We start from the raw sequence: 21663 nt of genomic DNA, 5'->3' as shown, positions 1-21663 counted from the left end.
GTGAATTCAGGCTCATTACCGAGGAGAAATAAGAGAATTCATGAAGTCAGGCCTCGACTTCAATAAAATGTCCATTTCCTCCTTATTGGGTTCTCCTGTGGGAAAACGTAATACTTGCCGATTCAGATGTCCTCTTGCTCGCATGGAGATTTTGTAATCCGAAGTCGGTCCCTGAATGGCATAATGCTTTTGATTCCCCAATAATGCCAAGATATTCGATGTCACTAAACTTTTTACAGCTTGTTCATCTTGAGGTAAGGTTAATACTGTTTCACCTTGAAGAAAAAACTCCCGTAACAAGGCCCTTTCGCTACCATCCAGTAATTTTATTTTTTCAATAATAGCTTCTTTTTCTCGTTTATCTTGCAAAAAACAAATCGCTTCATCGAGAAAATAATTAACGATCCTCGTTAATATATACGCACAACTGATCAATAAGCCTATTCCGGCGTACATACCATATTTGATTGCGATCTCATTGAGCCGCATCGCCGTCAGTAAACCCGGCGATAATACCAGCAATCCGGCGCAGCAGATCGCTAACCACAATATAACGCTCTGTAATCTGTTTTGAGTGAAAAACATCCTCAAAGAAAAGCCTTTCATCTTTTAGTCTCAGCCTTTAATGTGTAAATGTTAAACCACTCTTTCGGCAGTAATTGCAGATTTTTTGGCTAATTTAATCAATACACGACTGGCTGCAATAAAGCCAAAAGTCCCTGTAACAACAGTGACAGCACCAAAACCTGAAGCACAATCCATACGCATGCTCCCCTCAGCGTTCGCTTTAGTATGACATACACTACCGTCACTTTGCGGGTACATCAATTGTTCTGTCGAAAATACCGCCTCAATACTAAAACGCCGAGCAGTATTTTTAGAAAAATTATATTCACGCCTCAGTAAATTTCGCACCTTAGCTAATAAAGGATCTTGGTAGGTCTTCGCTAAATCCGCCACCTGCACTTGCGTCGGATCCATTTGCCCCCCCGCACCACCGACAACCACAATCGGAAGCTTATTTCGCTTACACCACGCAATGAGCGCTGTTTTAGGTTTAACTGCATCAATACAATCAACTACATAGTCAAGTGTCCCCGCTTGTTTTTTAGAAGCAAAATACTCACTTAAATTTTCTGGTGTAATAAAATCTTCAATCTCATTCACTTTACAATCGGGATTAATATTGCGAATACGCTCTGCCATGACTTCAACTTTAGATTGGCCTATTGTCTGTTTTAACGCATGTAATTGCCTATTCGTATTGGTTACACAAATATCATCAAGATCGATCAGGGTTATTTCCCCGATCCCACTTCTTGCCAGTGATTCTGCGACCCAAGTTCCAACACCACCAATACCGACAATTACCACGTGAGAATGAGCAAATGATGTTAATGCCGACTGCCCATATAAACGACCAATCCCCGCAAAGCGATTAATATAAGCATCTGAAATAATTTTAGAACTCAAAGCTACACCTACAACAAGAAGTAAAACAAATAATATAAAGAGATTTTATCTCAAAAGACGTTAAATGCCTAAAAGCAATTTAACCCCTTAAATCGCCTACCTCCAATCAACTTTTCCATTCGATTAGCTGCTAAATCTAAGTTAAAGCTACCACTGACTCATTGTTAAAAATACAACATATCAGCGCTAAAAACACACAACAATAAAGAGAACAACAGAATACCCATTAAATAAAATACAGCCACTCAGTTGATAAGTTCAAATACGTTACATTAAAATTATCACTCAAAATCGATACAATAATATAGTAAGTACTGAAGTAAAAACGATTAAGATGTACAAAAGTTAATGTTAATACTCACTTGTAGCGAATGAATAACCACCTATAAAAGAGTAAACACTATAAAAGTAGAGTTTTAATCAATTAAAGGTTTTAACTTTGAGTTTTTTATCATTATTCATCAAAAAAATAGTCAAAATAGATGTTTAATCATTATTAAACGTTAGTCTCATCCTGCCATCAATTACACAGAATAAATATTCTGTCCGTAATAAAAATCGGCAAACTAAATGAGAGTAGCAAGCATGAATAAAACGCGATTATTAACGCCTATACTGGCGATGATTTCATACACAGCATATGCTGAAGGGCCAACAGTATACGGCAACATGGATGTCGCCATCGCTAGCGCTAATACCCCTTATGGTACAAGAAGTGAAAAAACAGGAACTTCATTAGAAAACTGGTCCACATTGGGTATTAAAGGCAGTGAACAACTAAGCCGTAGCCTAAAAATACTCTATAAAATGAGTTTTCAGGTATTAAACGCGACCACTGACGGCTCATCAACACCATTAAGCCCATACAATACCTATTTAGGCTTGCAAAGCCTCTACGGTACTGTATTAATAGGAAGAAATGATACTGTTTTTAAATTTTCAGAAGGTGGAGTGGATCTTTTCAATGGTAGCAATGCCGATATTGATCGCCTTGTTGCAGGCCAAACCCGAAGTGCAGATGCGATTTGGTATTACTCCCCTAAACTGGCTAATTTACTCACCTTAAATGCAACTTATTTGATGGCTGCGAACCAAAACGTCAATACTACAGCAGATATAGGCTCTCAATACGCACTAACCGCGATTATTGGCGACAAAAATCTAAATGATCAAAACTTCTATTTAGCCAGTTCCTATAATGCAGGTATCGCCTCTATTGATGCCTATCGACAAGTGGCACAAGTCAAACTCGGTAAATTTACCTTAGGAGGTTTATACCAACAAACTCAAAGCCTTAAAACCACTGAGAAGAACATGAAAGGGTACACTTATTTTGTAAACCTCAAATATGATCTCAATGGCGTCAACCTGAAAGCCGAATATGGTGCCGATACTTCAGGGTTGGGGGGATACTTTACTAATGCCACAGGTGGCACCAGCACACTCATCGACAGAAGTGAATATTCCAATATTAACATGACACAAATTACTGTTGGTGCTGACTATCTACTTTCAGAGTCCACGAGACTCTATAGCCACTACATCATGTATCAAGGTCACTATAAAAATTCAGCGGTAGTAACATCATTGCAAAATGATAATATTTTCACCGTGGGTGTCGATTATACCTTCTAGGTTAATATATACTTTATATTCCTTACCCCACTAAATGTATGTAAAAATATTAAGGATAACATTTTATATTACAAATAATACAAACAACCTAAAAATAAAACAAAAAACAAATACCAAGAAAAATCATTTTAATTACCTAACAAAATAAACACAAGCATCACTTAATTGTTAAATAGATTAACACAAACAACACATGCATTCCTCTTTTCGCAGAGAATAAATACAAATAAGATTAATCACAATGAATCGTTCCATATATACAATACTCTGTTGTTTTTTATATTGCTTTACTCCCTATAAGGTTCAAGCAAATAACACACAATTTTCGGGAGAAATAAACAGCTCCATCTCAAATTCCAATACTCCATATGCCACACTCAGTGAAAAATCAAACTCTTCACTAGAAAATTGGATATATATAGAAATTAAAGGTAAAGACGAAATCAGTAGCAAGCTTAATGTATTATACAAGATGAGTTCACTTGTCTATAACGCCAGTCTTGATGGCAACGACAATCCTACTGGTGCCTATAATACATACTTAGGCTTAGAGAGCGCTTATGGCACTCTTTTAATTGGACGAAATGATACTGTATTCAAATTTTCAGAGGGTGATATTGACCTCTTTAATTCTACCAATGCAGATATTGGCAATTTAGCCGCAGGACAAACGATTAGCGCAGATGCAATTTGGTATTACTCTCCAAAAATAGCGGATCTTATCAGCCTCAACAGTACCTATTTAATGACCCGTAATCAAGCCGACACTCCAAGTGAGAGCACCGGTTCACAGTATGCGCTAACCGCCGTAGTAGGAGACAAAAACCTATTAAATCAACAATTTTATTTTGCAAGTGCTTACAACAAAGGCATTGACATGATAAATGCCTATCGACAAGTCGCACAAATAAAGCTCGGCAACGTTATTTTAGGGGGGCTTTACCAACATACTAAAAGCATTAAATTAAATGAAAAAAACATGAAAGGAAACACTTATTTTATCAACCTGAAATATAATCTGAATAGGATAAATTTTAAAGTAGAATACGGAAAAGACACCTCAGGATTGGGCTGGTATTTTACCAACGCGACAGGAGGTTCAGGTAGCACCATTGATAGAAGCCACTATTCTGATATTTCAATAGAACAAATCACCATTGGAGCCGACTATATGCTTTCAGCATCAACCCGACTTTATACCCATGCGATTATGTTTCAAGGGGATTATAGCAATTCTGGAATAAATACTTCATTAGAAAATGATAAAGTGCTGACTATTGGCATCGATTATAATTTTTAACTCGCCTTTATTCTGCCTCCTTTTTACTTAACACTGATATTTAATTTAAAAATAAATAATGCATAACACTTACATTTAATCACATTAATTATATAGTAATTAAATCTTACCTCTATGCACCAACTCACAAAAACCCCACCATCATCCACCAGCCTTAATAAAAGTTAACATTACAACGCATTTGTTATAACTATATTAATTTTAGAAAAAAAACATATATTCTAGGTTTTGTTTTTAAAGTCAGGTATTGATTATTTTGTTTATTAACCTTAGTTTCATGATTAATTAATTAAATAAATAGATTTTAAATACATTTATTACTTATTATTCCCTCCCATTATTCAAAATGAAGATTTAATACTTTCGCTGTTACATGACCATAATTGAGAATAATAATGAGTAAATTGACTTTATTGGTACCTATGGCATCAATTGTATGCCTACTCTCGTCTACTAGTTATGCCGACGATATCACTTTTTTTGGCGAAATGAATAATTCTATTGTCAACTCGAATACAGCCTATGGAACCCGAAATGATAAATCAGGCACCTCAATAGAAAACTGGGCAGCCATAGGCATTAAAGGCAGTGAAGGGATCACTAATGATGTCAGCATCATCTATAAGATGAGCTTTCAAGTTTATAACGCTAGCACGGATGGCTCATCAACCCCAATCGAAGCCTATAATACTTATTTAGGGCTTGGCAGTAATCAATTCGGTACCGTTTTGGTTGGTCGTAACAACACTGTCTTTAAATCCAGTGAAGGCAATATCGATCTTTTTAATGGCAGTAATGCTGATATCAATAACTTAGTCGCAGGCCAAACTCGCAGCGCGGACGGTATTTGGTACTACTCTCCCAAACTTGCTGACTTGATCACACTCAATGCGACTTACTTAATGGCTGCAAATCAATCCACTGACAACACTGTTGATATTAATAGTCAGTATGCCTTATCTGCCACCTTAGGTGACAAACACTTTAATGACCAAAAATACTATTTATCAGCAAGCTATAATAATGGGATATCTTCAGTAAATGCGTATAGAGGTGTATCGCAGTTCAAATTAGGGCAATTTACTGTCGGAGGGTTATATCAATACACCAAAAGCTTAACCATCACAGAAAGCGACATGAAAGGTTATAGTTACTTTTTAAATCTGATGTACTCTTTCGATAATATCAACCTAAAAGCAGAGTATGGCTCTGATAATTCAGGATTAGGTTATTATTTCAAGAATGCAACGGGGGGGAGCGGTACCGACAGAAGTACCTTCTCAAATGTGAAAATGTCACAAATTACGCTTGGTGCTGACTATATTTTATCTAATTCCACCACGCTTTATACTCATTACAGCCTCTATAAAGGCAGTTATAATCTCTCCAATACTCAAGTTTCACTTTCCAATGACAATATCATGACGGTCGGTGTCGATTATCACTTTTAATACAATGTGGAACAACCGATTTTTTGTACAGGGATGTTTTCACTTTTTAAAAGCCGACAATATTCTACCAAACGATCCATCGCTCATTAAATACCCTCCCTCTAATAAGTAGCACAAAAGCAGTTAATGCTAATTTAAAATTAATACCTCTCATTACAAATAAATACAAACATAAATATTTGTTACCATAAAAATACTAAAGGTTAATTCTAAGCCTAAAAAACCCAAAATATGTTTTATCTCATACTCATCGCTTAATAAAACGCTAATATTCTCGCCCTAATAAATACAAGACAGGACGCTTGTTAAAAAATGCAGGATGAAATTTAGACGTTAAAGATTAACCAATGACAATTATTATTAGAAAGTTAGCACACCTAAAAACCTTACTTTACTTTTTAGTCACCCTTTTTTGCTCACACGCTGTTGCACAAGATCCTGAACTTTATGGCAGTATGGACTTTTCACTTGCCAATGCCACAACCCCTTATGCCACTAAGAGTCATAAGCAAGGTTCAACAATTGAAAGTTATGCCACCATAGGCCTCAAAGGTGGATATGACATCACAGAGCAAAGCCGAATCATTTATAAACTCAGTGTGCACTTATCCAACCCAAGTGTTGAAAATGAGAAAAGCCCCTTAAAAGCACATAACACCTATTTGGGGATTGAAGATACACTCGGTACCATATTGGTTGGTCGAAACAATACCGTGTTTAAAAACTCTGAAGGCAATGTCGATGTTTTTAATGGTAGCAACGCGGATATTAATAATTTAGTCGCAGGGCAAAGTCGCACTGCTGACTCAATTTGGTATTTTTCACCTCGATTTGCAGATCTCATTGAAATTAGCTCAACCTATCTAATGACAGATAACCAGTCTTCACAAAAAAACCAAGACAAGGCACACAATACACAAACTCAATACGCATTGACTTCAAGTCTTGGCGATAAAAACTTTAGAAAACAACATTATTACTTTTCAGCCTCCTATAACAAAGGCATATCCAATGTAGATGCTTATCGTGGTGTCGCCCAAGTTCAATGGAGGGCATTCACACTCGGTACACTATTTCAACACACTAAAAGTCTCGAAGAAAATGAGCAAAACATGCAGGGTAATAGTCATTTTTATAATCTGATGTTTTGCTATAACCGCATTAATTTTAAAGCAGAATATGCCACAGACACCTCTGGGTTAGGTTACTACTTTTCAAACGCCACCAAAAAGAAAAAGAAAAAAGACACGGATACAACACCCCCTCATTATAGAAGCCAGTTTTCACACATCAAAATGAAACAGCTCACGATTGGTGCCGATCACATGCTACTTGCCTCCACCCAAGTGTATGGTCACTTTGTCCAATATAAGGGGCACTATCTTAATGCGGGGACCCCTATCACGCTAAAAACGGACAATATTTTCACTGTTGGAGTCGAACATGTTTTTTAACGTTTTAATGTTGGCGACAAAATAGTGTCCGCTTCAATAACAAAACAACCCATTTTTACTGTTTTTTTTGAGTATCCTCAATATGAATAAAGCACTTTGTTTCACTATTTTCTCAACTTTACTGACATTCAATAGTATGGCCGATGAGGACTTGAATTTTTATGGTCGCCTCGATTTAGCCATAACAAATTCAACTACAGGTAATACGACGCAAAATGGTAAATCTGGCACCGTGTTAGAAAATAATTTCTCCAATTTAGGGCTAAGAGGAAAAGAGGGAGTCACTGACACACTCAACATCATCTACCAAATAGAATTTCAAGTCGAAAATACAACTACCAGTGGTGGAAAAGACCCTTTTAAAGCGAGAAATACCTATCTAGGCCTTGAGAGTCAACAGCTTGGTACGCTTCTTCTGGGTCGTAACGACACGGTATTTAAGCAATCTGAAGGCAGTGTTGATATTTTTGGTAATACCAATGCCGATATCGATCGGCTCGTTGCTGCTCAAACTCGAAGTGCTGATGCTATTTGGTATTATTCGCCAACACTGCTTGGGGCTGTCAATATCAATGCCACTTATTTAGTCACAGACAATCAAGCCGATGCCGATGCCGATAATGAGCAAGATCGCAATCCTAACGAGCAATACGCCCTTAATATGACCTTAGGTGACAAAAAATTTAGAGAGCATAATTATTACCTCGCAGCCGCTTTTAATAAAGGTATTGCAAATGTTGATGCATATCGCGGTGTTTCGCAAATAAAGCTAGGCCAAGTGAAACTAGGTAGTTTGTATCAATACACTAAAAGCCAGAAAAGTAACGAGCAAAATATGAAAGGCTACTCGTACTTTTTAAATTTGGTTTATGAAATTAACGGGATTAATTTAAAAACAGAATACGGAATAGATACCTCAGGTTTAGGTAAGTATTTTACCAATGCAACAGGTGGCAATAGTACTATCAGAAGTACTTTTTCCGATGTCAAAGTCACTCAATTAACCATTGGTGCTGACTACCCTATTTCTCAAACGACCTTACTGTATGGACACATCGCTCAATATCAAGGTCATTATCAAAATACTGGCGCACTCATTGATCTTGAGAAAGATAATGTCTTCACCACTGGGGTAAGATATAACTTCTAACGACATTTTAGAAACAGATAAAAGCTTGCTCTAATTCAATGTAACATTTGAAAGACTAGCTTTTATCTGTTCCGTTTCACCCTTAAACTCTACTGTAATAATCAACATCATGGATCTTTATTGAATAAAATTTCCGACTTTCAAGGTCTATTAAATTCATATCGCCTATTTGAGTCTTTTCATGTTAAATCCAGTGAACATAAAGCCTGATTATATCAACCTTCTCACCTATCTCTTACTGTCACTATCCTGCCTATTACTTGGACTCAGTATCTTAATCATTGGGCCTCATAAACACTTTGAACTTGTGACACGCTTTCTCTCTATTGAGCCACTCTTTCCTGAAACACTCTTCTATACCTTGGCGGGATTTTGTTTCTTGTTAGCAAGCTGTTTGTCTTTAGCTTATTTATCTCTAGCACCTCATTTAAATCTTCAATGCTTAATAAAACGATTTTTAGCCATTTTACTCATTTGCATGGCGACTCTTCCGTTATTGTCACTTTTTAGCAGCGCACCTTGGATAGCCAGCCTTGGTGGTTTTCCGGCCATTGGTTCTGGGCAAGGGGTCATTAAGTATATGGCATTATTGGCAATTGGTATAACACTGTATCGCCCCAACATATTGTCTAATCAAACTTTAATCTGGATTAATTTCGTACCGATTGCCACTGTCTTATTATGGATTGGTGGGATGAAATTTACAGAAATTGAAGCGAACGGTATTCAAGATTTAATCGAAAGCTCACCTTTGATGTCATGGATGTATTCATTCTGGAGCCTGCAAACCACATCAAACTTAATCGGAATTTACGATATTATAGTCACCTTACTGTTAGCCATCGGGATAGGTTATCGACAATATCGATTGATATTGATGCTGCCAGCTTTACTGGTTTTTTTAACCACGCAAACTTTTCTCTTCAGCTGGGACGGTGCCCTATCTTCAACTTCAGTCCTGACAACTGGCGGACAGTTCCTCATAAAAGATCTCTGGTTTGTCATTAACTTACTTTTTATTTTATTGATACCCAAACTCTGTAAAAATAAATAAAAAACAGAAAAGTGACTATTTACTCCATGCTAAACATGATACTAAGTGCTGTTCCTCTTTTCTCTGTTTAAGCATGGATAGTCATATTACAGACTCCTTATTGCCTCACCAATCGATACACAGATTCCGTTAGCCAAGGGACTTGCTTGCGTATAAACTTGGGGTTGTCTTGCAATACATCTTCACAACTTAACCGCTCAATCACAAACCCAGAAGCCATATTTGCCATGATCCAGTCATTTTGTACGGAAAACGGTGGGCCTGACATCACCTCCTGTGGGTAATCTAAGGTGATCAGTAAACCTTGGCTTCCAGCAGGCAATAACATCATCAATTTTTCAACATAAGCCAGCCTTAGCGTTTCTGGCCAAGCAATCAATGCCGCTCTATCATAAAATGCGTCAATATGACCACAATCTTGTGGCGTCAGCGCTAACATATCACCTTGAATGATTTTCACGCCTTCTAATTCAACGTGTTGATGCAGCCCTATTTGAGTACGTTTGGGAGCGGCATCAGGTTTACCATACTCAGAAAAAAATTGAGTCACGGCCAACTCACTTAATTCGCACCCCAAGACACTGTGCCCCATTTCGTTAAAGTAACACATATCTAATGACTTACCACAAAGAGGTACTAATACTCTCGCGTTAGGTTTCACTTTTATGTGAGGCCAATATTTGACTAATAAAGGGTTAACATCCTCACTATGGAATCCAATTTGTTGTTTCTCCCAACGTTCATTCCAAAAACTTGCTTTCATACAATGTGTTACCTATTTCATTCTTTATAAAATATCTTTTAATACTGAGTATTATATACCCAAGTGAATCGCACTAATGAAAATAAAGTCCCTAAATATAGATCCCAAATAGGATATAAAAACGCAACAGATACCGCATAACTGACCGACGCACCTATTCCAATAGCAAAATTCTTAAGCGCAGTAAACGCCACCGTTTTACCATAGGTCAAATGAATAACAACTAAAAATGGCACCATAGAAAGGCAGTAATACCGCTTTGATTTGACAATAAACAGACACGCGATAATAGACCCATACCAATACCAAAGAAGAGACACTTCCTGACAAAGTATAATCCATACTTTTCACGGCAAATTCAATATCATTATCAAAGCCTAATAAAAAATAACAATCGCCATTCCCGCTGGATATCCAGACAAAATGCCCGCTATCCGCGTACTGCTATTTTCCGCAATAAAGGACAGCCCTATGACCACAATCAAGGTGGTGACCACTTTTATCAGTAATATCCATTCCAGCATACTTATATTACTCCTCAACATCGCTGCAAGACTGACTATAGCGAGTAGAAACAAGTTTGAGGATTAAAGGTCGCCGCAAACAAGAGAAATACAATAAAGCCTGAAAATACAGCTAAAATAATAAACAAGAGTTAAATAAAAATAACATTGAGGCGATAACATGACACATATTCCCGCCATTGGCATGGGTACCTATCGTTTAACGGATCAAGTTGCATTTGATTCAGTTTCCATGGCACTCAAAGTCGGCTACCGCCATATTGATACCGCCGCAGTCTACCAAAATGAAATCCCTGTCGGGCAAGCCATCTCTAAAAGTGGTATTCCCCGAGATGATATTTTTTTAACCACCAAAGTTTGGATAAATAACTTATCAGTGACCCATTTTATCGACAGTGTTAAAATCAGCCTTGATAATTTAGACACCGACTATGTGGATTTATTACTGATCCATTGGCCCTCACCCAATGACGACATCCCCATGTTTGAATATTTAGCGCAACTGGCCAATGCCAGAGCCATGGGATTAACCCAATATATCGGTGTCTCCAATTTCACCATCAATCAAATGAAAACCGCCATGGATCTGCTACCAAGAGATCATATTCTCACCAATCAAATTGAAATTCATCCTTATTTACAAAATAAAAAGCTCATCGACTTTTGCCAATCACGCCATATTCTCGTCACCGCTTATATGCCTTTTGCCGTTGGCAAAGCCTTAGCTGATGACACCATTAAACACATCGCCAAACTTCACAAAGCAACCCCGGCCCAAATTATTTTAGCTTGGATGGATACAAAAAACTTGATCTCCATCCCCTCCTCCTCTAAACAAGCTAACCTTGAAAGCAACTTACATTACACTCAGATCAATTTAACCACTCATGAATGTAAACTTATCGATGCGCTCGATAAAAATGAACGGATCGCTAATCCCGATTTTGCTCCCAAGTGGGATGAGTAGCCCAACGATTAGTGATCATTATTAACGAAATAACGTTTACTGCCTTGTAATAATTGTTGTAATTCAAGATCATACACCTACTGCCGCTGTGAATTATGCACTAGTCCATACACTAATTTCTCCGCTTTGGGCTCCTACTTAGCCCGTTGCATCGACTCGGACGGATAGTCACAAGAGACACCCTCATTGGCGATACCTTGCTTGAAAAAGGCAAGCGAGTCTTTTTACTGTTAGGCGCCGCGCTTGGACGGTTAGAGACAGAAATTGCCATTGCGGCACTGATTGAACATTTCTCGCAGGGTAACATCCTCGAGCCGCCCGAGTATATTCACAACCTTGGTCTACGGGCGATGAAGTCACTAAAAATAAGATTGTAAGGCTCAAGAGCACAACTTACCTGGTTTCCCAAAAGCACCTCTTATTAGTCGGCTTAGGTACTTATCTTTTTCTCGCCTTATGAGAGTAAATGATCAACCCCATACTCCCCTCATTCATTCATTCATTCATGATAAAATAATTTTAATTCAATGGAATCAATATCAAGATTAGGAATTTAAAATGAAAAAATCATTAATATTAGTCACCCTATTCGCCAGCATGAATAGTGCTTATGCAGCAACTAGCAAGGTCTCAGGCGTGGTGACAAATGTTCGAATAGATCAAAATGGTGAAGGGATTATAACTTTCGATAAATCCATTGAAAACATGGCCAGTTGTACTAGTGAATTTTATCACAAGGCTTATTCATTTGATGCCAATACCGAAGGCGGCAAAGCCATTTATGCGATGGCACTGGCAGCAAGGACAACAAGTAAGCCCATGACCGCTTATGGTATAGGCAGTTGTTCAGAGTATCCAGACACTGTCGAGAGTATCTGGTATGGGAATATGTAACGACTCTTGATCAATAAGATGACCAATAATGACAATCGACTCATCATGACACTTATCATAATGAGTCGGTTGCCCCCATAAATTAACTCATTTTCACTCAATCAAGACTCATAGACATTAAGCCAATCTACTTGTGGATATTCAACAAACACAACAATAATGAAGGCATAAATATTTTACCCACGTTTATTTTGGTACAAAAGTGGCACTGTTCGTTAACATATGATCCCATTCGTAGTTCGCGTTAGAACGCACTAAATGCCAAATTGTTTTTATAACAGGCTTACCATTTACACTTCGACACTCTCCAGACCACGACGATACACTGCCATATTTGCCCCAACGCGTAGTGAAGGCTACTACTGTCACATTATCCTGCCCCTTAACAGGCGCTAAAAAATTAACCCAACCAATTAATGGATTAGACTCACCAGATGTTCCAGAAGGAGACGTAAAGGTTCCCTTTAATTTATGCTTGATATTTTGAGAGTGGAACCGACTTCATTCACCCATTCCCCTTTTAATTTTTCACACGTTGGCTTAGCGGCATACACAAATGATGACAGGGCCAAGGATCTAACAACTATTACCTTTAATGTTCTTTTCATCATGCTCTCCTTTTCTTTTTTAACCTTTAATGATTGCTTTCCCTAACAATGCACCACTTTGCCGAATAACACTGTGGAGAGGAAGAGTAAAACCGTTAAGCAAGGTGATTAAGTGTTTTTATTTAAATAACATATCCATCTTAATCAGCTGAGAAGAAGATCTAATGATGCTAAATTAATAAACCATCACTCAATATGACAGGCTTTAAACCTGCCTAATAATAGCGACAATAGCAATAGCACAAAACAATTTAACAACCTGAAATAAGCCTAGCCATGAGGCATTGCATCACCCATAAATGCCAATATTAAGGCATCAATATATTTTCGCTAAAATAAAATATAACCCGCTATTATTCATCTCAAAATCTCAACAACCCCTTGTTCAAAATAGCAGTACGACACATATTTCATTAGCACGATAATGCTCACTCATCAATAAAAAACCAGCAAGCACTTTCAATAAAAATGACAGTGATTGCTGGTGATGACTTGCTTAATATTCAAGAAACTATCTATTTCTACTTAGGTTTTAAATGTTCAATATGAGGCAACCAGCCATCGGTCGGCTCTGTATCTGTGGGTAAGGTTTCCCCAGTAAATATCACATCCAAAATCAAGCGTTTGACCAATAGTTTTAGCATTTCATGATGATAATGATCGTAAGTTCTCAAATAGGGTTCTATTTCAGGATAAAGTTCACTCCATAAGGACATCCCAACACTATGAAGCCCCAAACCAGGATCACGTTCTATACCAGGTTCATCTTCGTTTAAACTTATCCAAAACAGGCTTAAGCGTTAATTCTCTGGGCCTTGACCTTTTTCTGGGTTTGCCATGCCGATAATGGCCACAACAGAGCTTCCACCAGGACTAGACGGTGTGTTTATGAAGTCAAATATCCAGTTATTGGCTGCCCATAGATTGTCCGATGGATCGGCACGCGTCGCGGTTAAGCGCTCATAGCCTAAAAAACGATAGCCCTCATCAACAAAAAACTCACCGTATTGGATCCCACCTCGACAACCATCGATATTGGCACATAACCTAGATATCTTTTGTGAACTAAAATTCGAAATCCAGACATTATCTTGACTATCAATCCAGAGTCCCCAAGGGGCTCCCAAGCCCCCTCTTTGATACCTTTCAATGTGTTTTGTTTTATAATTAATCGAACTCACCCAACCAACATTCGAATCCACATGATATTTTTCTGGGCCACAGGGAATATCGACCAAACGACTATTTGCAACCCAAGCCACGCCTTGACTGTCGGTATCGATCCCTAACGGCCAAGAAATTTCATCCCCATAAAACGATTCGATGTCCTCATAAGGTGGTTGATCATTGATAGGGGCAAAATTAACCACATAGATAGCCCCCACCTTATCGTCACCTACTTCTTTTGAGCTATTACCACTGACCCATAATTGAGCAATATTTGTGTTTTCCAAATAAAACGCTGTATCAAACGGCTCTTGTAATCTTGGCCGCCCCTCTTTTTCAGGGATCTCCCATACCTCAAATTCACCCGTTTCACTCGCTGTTGCCAGTGTATTGGATCCACATCCAGTTAAATACATTTTGCCACTACCATAATCCATTCCTTGCGGCGCTTCAAAATCAAGATCAAGGTTCTTATACAAGGCTACAGGATCACCTTCAGGACCAAAAACAGACACACTCTTGTCTGCCCTAATGGCGGTGGGCACTCATCAGCCCTAAAACCAAAGTTTTAAAACCATACATTGCCAGTTTCAAGCGCCATTGCTATACCATAGCCAACACCATACAAGCCATTGTCTTGCACATAATCATCAACATAGGTGCCATCTGGGTTTAAACGTATGGCCATATGGCTCGGACATGATTCATTTAATTCCGGCTCAAATAGATAATTATTCGAAACCCAAATGCTCCCTTCATAGTTGATAACAAAATTTGCCGGTCCATTCATACGATATTCACGCGGAACGTAATGAAAACCATCGGGGGTTGTAATACCATCAAACATGATCGATATCATCCACCCCAAACCACTTAAGCTAGTAACCTCCGATTCTCCATATCGATATTGAGGCTCGTAAGGCATTGACGCCATTAATGATAGGGCATAGAATTCATCGGTGCAGTGTTGTGGGTATTTTGCCATATTAGCAAGTGCCAACAAAATATTATGCGTTGCTATGCCATCACCACATGGCATGCTACTACTCGTTGGCTCATTGGCCCGATTTGACCAAGCAGTCAATGCTGCATAATTGTCGCGATCATTTAATGACGCCGCTTGCACCATGTTCGATAAGCTATTGACCACACCTAATACAAAATCAATTAACTCTATATGATGATTAAGATACGTACGTTGCCCTACATTCGGCCCGTGATGCAGTACAAAGCTGGTTTCGCCTTCAAGGGTGGCAATGTTGCGCCACATTGCCGCGCGTTGGGGATCCCAACCTTTAGATCATATGCCATATCACCTGTACCATGCTCCGTCGACGTGCCAATACTGGGTTCTTGATCTGGGCCTTCATCGTACCAAAATTGCGCAAAGGTATAAGCGGTGGCGACTGTCGTGATTTCATTGATCACTAAGGTGTTGCTCGCCGTTGGCGATTGCCCTAAGGTGGTGGCTAAAATGACTTTATTAAGTAGACTGGCGGCTTGGTTGTTAGCGGTAATGTATAAGGTGTCTGAACTCGAATAACTACCCTGTTCAGGGGTTAAAATAAACTGCCCATTAGTCGCATAATTGGAATCGATGACCAATGGCGTTGCTGAACCCGCTTTCCATAACTTTACAACCCATGGTTCAAAACTTTTTTCTTGCCCAAGCTCAATCGTGCCACAAAAAGCCCCCGAGACGCATAAATTACGAGCCTGTCCACTTTCATTGCTATCACAACCAAATAACAAGCCAGAGAATACAATGAAAATAAGTAGCTTATAACCTTGTATCATTGCCCCCCTGTTTACCCTTACTTAACATAACCGCCATTCAATATAAACTTAATTCACATAATGCTATCTCGCTACTTATATCTGAGATATTTTTATCTTTGAATGAAAGCCCTTGGCTGCTAAAGCTTGAAAAATGAATGAGAGGTGTGAAATCAGTGAATTTAAAAAATGAGATTTAACAATGGCTGTTTCAGTTAACCTATTAATCATCCATCGGACGCAAAACTATAAATTCAATCTGTTTACATCATTTTTTGTTATGATGATCTCATACTCAAAAAACTGACATCACATTTCATATTATGCAGCCTGTTATTCCTTTTTCGCTACCCGAGTCAGAAGCGCAAGCTATTGCTTTGCAAAGCCAACTCGCTCATCAAATCATAACCACAGATAAGCAGAACACAGCCAATCCAATCAATATCATTGCCGGTGTGGATGTAGCCTATTGTAATGACAGCGATGTGTTCTTTGCCGCTGTGGTGCTGCTCGATGCACAAACGTTAGCGGTTACCGTCACCACCCAAGCCAAAGCCCTATTTCCTTACATAGTGTCATACGCTGCACGGTATTAATCCCGTTTTCAGTGAGTAGCACTTGCATCAACTCATCATTCACACCTTGCCCCGAAAGCTTAAATCGATATTGGTGGATCTGTAACAAGCTTAAATCTTCCAACGTGAGGTATCAAAGCCAGCCACTATCAATCAGTAACATACTAATATATCCACCCGACCTAAACGTTCAGCGTCTATCAAATCAAGATCTGAACCGTTTTCAACATACTACCTGCTAACAATCTTGGAGAAATGAGTGATATAAGCGAAATGAGTGAGTTTTAAAGCGTAGAATACTTCCCTCAGTTGATTAACTGAGGGAAGTATTCTTGAGGTAATATAAACTTTCTTTATCGGTAAACTTAGAGGAAATGGTGGGAATACCGTCACGGCCCCCATCAGCCCCTGTTTAGAGATGAATGGGTGCCCCGTTTTGGTTCTATGCTTTTCCTAGATATTAGCAATGCGCATCGGTGACATGCGGCCTCAAATATTTGTCCACTAAATAAAAAACCAGCATCACTTTCAATGAATATAAAAATGATGCTGGTTATGGATTACTTAATATTGAAGAAAACCCCCATCTCTACTTAGGTTTTAAATGCTCAATATAAGGCAACCAGCCATCGGTCGGCTCGGTGTAGTTGGGCAAAGTTTCCCCCGTAAACACCAGATCCCAAATTAAACGCTTAACCAATAGCTTTAACATTTCTGGATGATATTTTTCAATATCATAATTCAAATAAGGGGTTACTTCGGGATAGACTTGATCCCAAATTTCTAATCCTATACAAGCAAAACCATGCCCATCCTCATATTCTTTTCCCTGCACATCTTGATTTAAACTTATCCAGAAAGCGTCATCACACGTATAAGCCTGAATAATTTGCAGCTTAAGTTCGTTCTTATCAATGTACAAATACTCGCCTGCCACAATATCAAAGCGACTATACAGGTTTTTAACATCTGGTCGATCCATAGGTGATGCATACCCCTCTTCCCAATTTTCATCAGGATCATCAGGATCATAAAAAAAACAATTCACTGCAATCTTAAAATAAGTTAACTCATTCATAATATTTACACTTTAATTATTTATTACTCGGATACATGGTATTCATGTGCCAAGAATCTGAAGCCTTATTATACTTATAACTAACTTTTACATAAGTTAACGAATCAACTAACCTTGGCTCACCTAAAGTTACACCTTTCATCGACTTTGCTGATACGAAGCCGCCTGTTTCGTTTTGATAGCCGTAACCCATACTTTTACCCGTAGAAATACTAAAACTAAACGACTCTTTTGTTCTATCTCTGACAATAAAGGCTTCCATAAAAGCTGGTGTACCGGGAGCTACTAGCTCTGTTGCTTCAAGTAAGCTCTCCTTATCATTAAACTTAGAAGAGATCGCAGGCACATCTACTCGCTTACCCGTATCGGGTAAGCGCCCTGTTGTGGCCCGTAGTTTTAAATGCTCATCAGTCACATGAGGCCCATGGCGAGTCAGAGTATGCGAGCTATTGAGCGCGTTGAGTATTGTTAGCTGCTCAGGGGTATACTCACCCTCTGGTATTTTTGATTTAGGTAAATCGGTGCCATGGATTTTAGCATCAACGGAATAACCCGATTGAGTAAAATGCTTAGCGTCACTTGGGTCAACTAAGCGACCAAAACCTGCAATGGCAAAATCTTGCTTATTACTAAAAGCATCGATTAAGGCATTTAATTGGGTTTCAAGATTACTGCCAACCTCTGTCTTCTTCGCCGCATCTGCCAACCCTTTCAGACTATCAGCAGCCGTTTTACCAATCACTAAACCAACGGCAAGCTCTCCGGCCGCATCAATGATTAACTCATTGCGTTTGGTCTCTTTTTGCGCTTCCGTTAAGGTATCACTATTATTAATAGCATTAAGTTTGCTACCAAAATCATAAACTGAGTCAACGGTTTGATAATAATCATAGGCTTTCCATAATATGACTGCCGCTTGAAATGCATAAAGGAAAAACAGTCCATTATTTTCTGCCGCATTTTCACCTGCGTTAGCGGCAATATTAACCTCACCTCCGGCGATAAAAGCGGCTAAACCTGCACCTAATTTAGCTAAATCGGTACCTTGGGCTTTCATATCCTGTAAATATCGTTGCGCGGTATCCAAACTCTCTAATGAGGTTTGATTAGCAAACAAAATTTCAAGTTGATCATTGGTGAGATTGTTTGGATCAATATTGTCCACACCCAAGGCTTTTTTTATTGCCTCTTCTTCTTTTCCTATGGCTTCTTCAAACTCATCAAGATTATTGTACTCTTTAAAACTATCGGCAATGATTTCACCGACAACGGCGCCACCGGCGCCTGACGCACAATTAAAGTCACTGTCGCTACCTGTTGCTGAGGCGCTCGCCACTCCAATCACACAACCTAAAGACGCATGAGCAATATAACGCACGGCCTGATTGATATCACCACTCTTACTGGCATCACCAATTTCTCCCGCGAGTTCTTCGCCAATGGCATTAATGGCTGCTGTTTGCAGTGTTTGAACAAACACATCATTAAACTCACCAAAATCACCGCCTTCGGCAATGGTCGAGATCCCCGCACTGACGGCAGATCTAACCGTCATTTGTACCACTTGATTACCCACTGCTACTGCATTTTGCGCCGCTTCACTGGCATCTTTCGCCGCGGTAAATGGCCCTAAATCAGGTAAGGCACTTAGCGCACCCGCCGTTGCCATTGCCATCGCGACCGTTTTCACTGTCTCCGAGGAGTGCATGGCTTTGGCAGTTTCAATCAGGTTATTGCCATTGGCAAAGCTCATGGCAGTTTGTGTTGCCAGTGCCAATGCGCCTGCTTGCAGTGCAGCGGTCATCGTCGCGCCACCAACGGCAATACCACCACCCGCGCCAATGGCTGCAAAACCTGCAGGTCCCATCACCACCGCCATCGCGATGGCAATAATCGCCATCGCAGCAGGGCTTAAGCTGCTGGTTTTGTCATACTCATGAATGTTGACCAGCTCTTGGTAAATCAGCTCCACATTTTGAGTCAACTCTGGATCTTGATACAGATCCGCCATCCAGCTGAGATCGTCGGTCGCTGAGAACTGCGCCATCATCTCATCGAGGGTGACATCCTCACTTTGCCCTAACTCCAAGGTGACACCGTGAGTGGCTTGCACTTTGACGCCGCCAATAATGCGGTTGTATACCGCCGTATCCACCGTATCAGTTTGGGTTTCGGTCTTAATGCGCCAAAAGCCTTCGGTGACGCGATTTACAAAGTAGTGATCTTGCTCTTTGGCTAACAGTAAATTCACCGCGCCGTTATAGGCATTAATTTGCGTACCGTCGCCCGAGGTAATTTCAGTAGCCCGCAGGGTGATATCACCAAAGTCGGATGCTATGAGTACGCCTTTACCTGCCTCTAATGCCGATTGAATGGCGATGGTTTGAAACTCTTGTTCGGTGATCGTGACAATGCCCACAGTGCCTTGACGATTTTTGTTAAATTCATCAAACTCATTGGTGATGTAAATACCTTGCTGGGCAAGTAGTTGCAGTACGCCGCTATCGGCGGTTAAGGTGGAGGCATTAATTTGAATCACGCCTGAGGCCATCAGGTAAATACTGTCGCTGGCACTGAGTCTGGACGCGGTATGGCTGACAATAGAGGTGCTTTCATCATAGCCACCCACATTTTCATTGCGCACATAGCTGGTTTGCTGGCTAAGCAGCATGATATTGCCGTCGGCATTGAGGACAATATTATTGCCATCTATGGTGCCGCCTTGCACCACGATATCACTATAAGAACGGATCGACACATTGCCATTGATGGCATTGACGCTGGCAATGGTGCCTAAGCGAGTACCTTGCTCAAAACGGGTGGCAAAGCGGTGGACTAGCGTTTTTTGTTGATATTGATTGGCAATAATATTCACACTATCTTGCGCGGTTAATTGCCCCGACAATATTTGTAATGTGCCGCCCACCAATAAGTTTAAGTCGCCACTGGAGACCACTTTGGCATTCTGATTAACGTTAAAATCACCGGCCGTGTTAATGAAGGTATTACGGTTAGTGAAAATGGTACCGGCATTGACGGTAATGCTATTAAACTGCGCCTCATCACCTAAAAACTCGACCCTATGCCCTTCAAGGATTAAGGCATCAAGGCTTGCATCGGTAAAGTGCACCACAGGCACTAACACTTGCTCACCGTTAATGCTGCGCAGCTCTGGCCAAATTAAGTTTTGCCCAAAGCTGTTCACTTGCGCTTGAGTCAGGCTATCGCCCAGTTTGGCACTGCTGGTGCCACTAAAGGTATAAGAATTATTGTATAGCGCATTGATTTGTATACTTTCAGTGGTATACGCATCACTGATTAAATTTCGGTTTAATGCATTAAAAATTTGCGAGCGAATAAAACGCGACTGCACAAACCCGTCGCCAATTTGTTTCGCCAATGGATACAGCGGCAAAATAATAGTGATGCCATCGTTCATGATGGGGATCATCAATGGCGTTGGCAGCGCACTCTTACGGAAGGTACGTAATTTTTGCTGAAAAGTGGCGATATTTTGCGTAACGTGGCTGATCACATCATCGACATAGTAAGCTTTTTCAAATTGATACTGACTATTACTGACTCGCTCATATTGACCGTTAGCATTGACCTCACTTTGAATAAAGCTGTCAGAAATTAGATTGGCCGCCTGCGCGGTCATTGGCAATGTGATTTGAAATAACATCACAAAGGTGAGCAAATAGGAGGTCATTTTTTGCCACAAGGGCGCCTCGGGTGTCTGTGACACCAAGGTCTGCGAAATCTGATTAGTGTGTTTCATGGAATTCCTTGTC

The 21663-nt window shown here is 39.7% G+C and carries 23 protein-coding genes; 10 read left to right on the top strand and 13 right to left on the bottom strand.

The window, feature by feature from the left end; genetic code table 11:
- Positions 1 to 15: 15 nt before the first annotated feature.
- Both L2764_RS08815 and tcdA read right to left on the bottom strand, forming a co-directional pair.
- Entirely contained in the window at positions 16 to 606 is a 591-nt protein-coding gene (locus L2764_RS08815) for a superinfection exclusion B family protein (RefSeq protein WP_248939853.1), read from the bottom strand.
- Positions 607 to 636: 30 nt separating this feature from the next.
- A complete protein-coding gene (gene tcdA / locus L2764_RS08810) occupies positions 637 to 1458 on the bottom strand; it encodes a tRNA cyclic N6-threonylcarbamoyladenosine(37) synthase TcdA (RefSeq protein ID WP_248939862.1) in 822 nt (273 codons plus the stop codon).
- Between the two features lie 600 nt (positions 1459 to 2058).
- Between tcdA and L2764_RS08805 the strand changes: the two genes are divergently transcribed.
- From L2764_RS08805 to L2764_RS08780, 6 genes are all read left to right on the top strand, one after another.
- Positions 2059 to 3108 carry a porin gene (locus tag L2764_RS08805; RefSeq protein ID WP_248939852.1) on the top strand — a complete coding sequence of 350 codons (1050 nt, stop codon included), beginning with the start codon at positions 2059 to 2061 and terminating at the stop codon, positions 3106 to 3108.
- Between the two features lie 241 nt (positions 3109 to 3349).
- Positions 3350 to 4408, top strand: coding sequence for a porin (locus L2764_RS08800; protein WP_248939851.1), 1059 nt, complete (start codon positions 3350 to 3352; stop codon positions 4406 to 4408).
- Between the two features lie 395 nt (positions 4409 to 4803).
- Positions 4804 to 5859 (top strand): porin, encoded by a 1056-nt coding sequence (locus L2764_RS08795; protein ID WP_248939850.1) that lies wholly within the window; start codon positions 4804 to 4806, stop codon positions 5857 to 5859.
- Between the two features lie 347 nt (positions 5860 to 6206).
- Complete coding sequence (locus L2764_RS08790) at positions 6207 to 7313, top strand: porin (RefSeq protein ID WP_248939849.1); 1107 nt, start codon at positions 6207 to 6209, stop codon at positions 7311 to 7313.
- Between the two features lie 82 nt (positions 7314 to 7395).
- The gene (locus L2764_RS08785) at positions 7396 to 8463 is read left to right on the top strand and encodes a porin (protein ID WP_248939848.1); all 1068 of its coding nucleotides are present in this window, start codon (positions 7396 to 7398) and stop codon (positions 8461 to 8463) included.
- A gap of 181 nt (positions 8464 to 8644) precedes the next feature.
- Positions 8645 to 9517 (top strand): DUF417 family protein, encoded by an 873-nt coding sequence (locus tag L2764_RS08780; RefSeq protein ID WP_248939847.1) that lies wholly within the window; start codon positions 8645 to 8647, stop codon positions 9515 to 9517.
- 97 nt (positions 9518 to 9614) lie between these two features.
- Here L2764_RS08780 and L2764_RS08775 read toward each other — a convergent pair whose 3' ends face one another.
- Genes L2764_RS08775 through L2764_RS08760 form a run of 4 tightly spaced genes read right to left on the bottom strand, consistent with a single transcriptional unit; the run spans position 9615 to position 10804 of the window.
- Positions 9615 to 10280 (bottom strand): thiopurine S-methyltransferase, encoded by a 666-nt coding sequence (locus tag L2764_RS08775; protein WP_248939846.1) that lies wholly within the window; start codon positions 10278 to 10280, stop codon positions 9615 to 9617.
- Between the two features lie 38 nt (positions 10281 to 10318).
- A complete protein-coding gene (locus L2764_RS08770; protein ID WP_248939845.1) occupies positions 10319 to 10474 on the bottom strand; it encodes a hypothetical protein in 156 nt (51 codons plus the stop codon).
- Between the two features lie 4 nt (positions 10475 to 10478).
- Positions 10479 to 10631, bottom strand: a complete 153-nt coding sequence (locus L2764_RS08765) for a hypothetical protein (RefSeq protein ID WP_248939844.1) — start codon at positions 10629 to 10631, stop codon at positions 10479 to 10481.
- Between the two features lie 26 nt (positions 10632 to 10657).
- Positions 10658 to 10804, bottom strand: a complete 147-nt coding sequence (locus tag L2764_RS08760; protein ID WP_248939843.1) for a hypothetical protein — start codon at positions 10802 to 10804, stop codon at positions 10658 to 10660.
- A 160-nt stretch (positions 10805 to 10964) separates the two neighbouring features.
- Between L2764_RS08760 and dkgB the strand changes: the two genes are divergently transcribed.
- The 3 genes from dkgB (at position 10965) to L2764_RS08745 (ending at position 12665) form a co-directional block, all read left to right on the top strand.
- The gene (dkgB, locus tag L2764_RS08755) at positions 10965 to 11771 is read left to right on the top strand and encodes a 2,5-didehydrogluconate reductase DkgB (protein WP_248939842.1); all 807 of its coding nucleotides are present in this window, start codon (positions 10965 to 10967) and stop codon (positions 11769 to 11771) included.
- A 146-nt stretch (positions 11772 to 11917) separates the two neighbouring features.
- Positions 11918 to 12148: a hypothetical protein gene (locus tag L2764_RS08750; protein ID WP_248939841.1), complete on the top strand. Its 231-nt coding sequence runs from the start codon at positions 11918 to 11920 to the stop codon at positions 12146 to 12148.
- Between the two features lie 181 nt (positions 12149 to 12329).
- A complete protein-coding gene (locus tag L2764_RS08745) occupies positions 12330 to 12665 on the top strand; it encodes a hypothetical protein (protein WP_248939840.1) in 336 nt (111 codons plus the stop codon).
- A gap of 186 nt (positions 12666 to 12851) precedes the next feature.
- On the opposite strand, the gene L2764_RS28185 is transcribed toward L2764_RS08745, so the two are convergent.
- The 5 genes from L2764_RS28185 to L2764_RS08725 all read right to left on the bottom strand — a co-directional run bounded on the left by L2764_RS28185 (position 12852) and on the right by L2764_RS08725 (position 16237).
- Positions 12852 to 13145, bottom strand: coding sequence for an avidin/streptavidin family protein (locus L2764_RS28185; RefSeq protein ID WP_376708394.1), 294 nt, complete (start codon positions 13143 to 13145; stop codon positions 12852 to 12854).
- Between the two features lie 649 nt (positions 13146 to 13794).
- Entirely contained in the window at positions 13795 to 13989 is a 195-nt protein-coding gene (locus tag L2764_RS08740) for a hypothetical protein (RefSeq protein WP_248939839.1), read from the bottom strand.
- A gap of 84 nt (positions 13990 to 14073) precedes the next feature.
- Positions 14074 to 14985, bottom strand: a complete 912-nt coding sequence (locus tag L2764_RS08735) for an NHL repeat-containing protein (RefSeq protein WP_248939838.1) — start codon at positions 14983 to 14985, stop codon at positions 14074 to 14076.
- Positions 14986 to 15008: 23 nt separating this feature from the next.
- A complete protein-coding gene (locus L2764_RS08730) occupies positions 15009 to 15710 on the bottom strand; it encodes a hypothetical protein (protein WP_248939837.1) in 702 nt (233 codons plus the stop codon).
- Positions 15644 to 16237 (bottom strand): hypothetical protein, encoded by a 594-nt coding sequence (locus tag L2764_RS08725; protein WP_248939836.1) that lies wholly within the window; start codon positions 16235 to 16237, stop codon positions 15644 to 15646. Before L2764_RS08725 ends, L2764_RS08730 begins: the two co-directional genes overlap by 67 nt.
- Before the next feature lie 302 nt (positions 16238 to 16539).
- Between L2764_RS08725 and L2764_RS08720 the strand changes: the two genes are divergently transcribed.
- Complete coding sequence (locus L2764_RS08720) at positions 16540 to 16812, top strand: endonuclease V (RefSeq protein ID WP_248939835.1); 273 nt, start codon at positions 16540 to 16542, stop codon at positions 16810 to 16812.
- A gap of 568 nt (positions 16813 to 17380) precedes the next feature.
- Here L2764_RS08720 and L2764_RS08715 read toward each other — a convergent pair.
- Together L2764_RS08715 and L2764_RS08710 are read right to left on the bottom strand one after the other, a co-directional pair.
- Positions 17381 to 17869: a hypothetical protein gene (locus L2764_RS08715; RefSeq protein WP_248939834.1), complete on the bottom strand. Its 489-nt coding sequence runs from the start codon at positions 17867 to 17869 to the stop codon at positions 17381 to 17383.
- A 16-nt stretch (positions 17870 to 17885) separates the two neighbouring features.
- Positions 17886 to 21650, bottom strand: a complete 3765-nt coding sequence (locus L2764_RS08710; protein WP_248939833.1) for a DUF637 domain-containing protein — start codon at positions 21648 to 21650, stop codon at positions 17886 to 17888.
- Positions 21651 to 21663 lie beyond the last annotated feature (13 nt).

Source organism: Shewanella surugensis, from assembly GCF_023284005.1.
Lineage (GTDB): Bacteria > Pseudomonadota > Gammaproteobacteria > Enterobacterales > Shewanellaceae > Shewanella > Shewanella surugensis.
The sequence above is the reverse complement of the archived record's forward strand: the minus strand, read 5'-3'. Positions and strand labels throughout refer to the sequence as shown.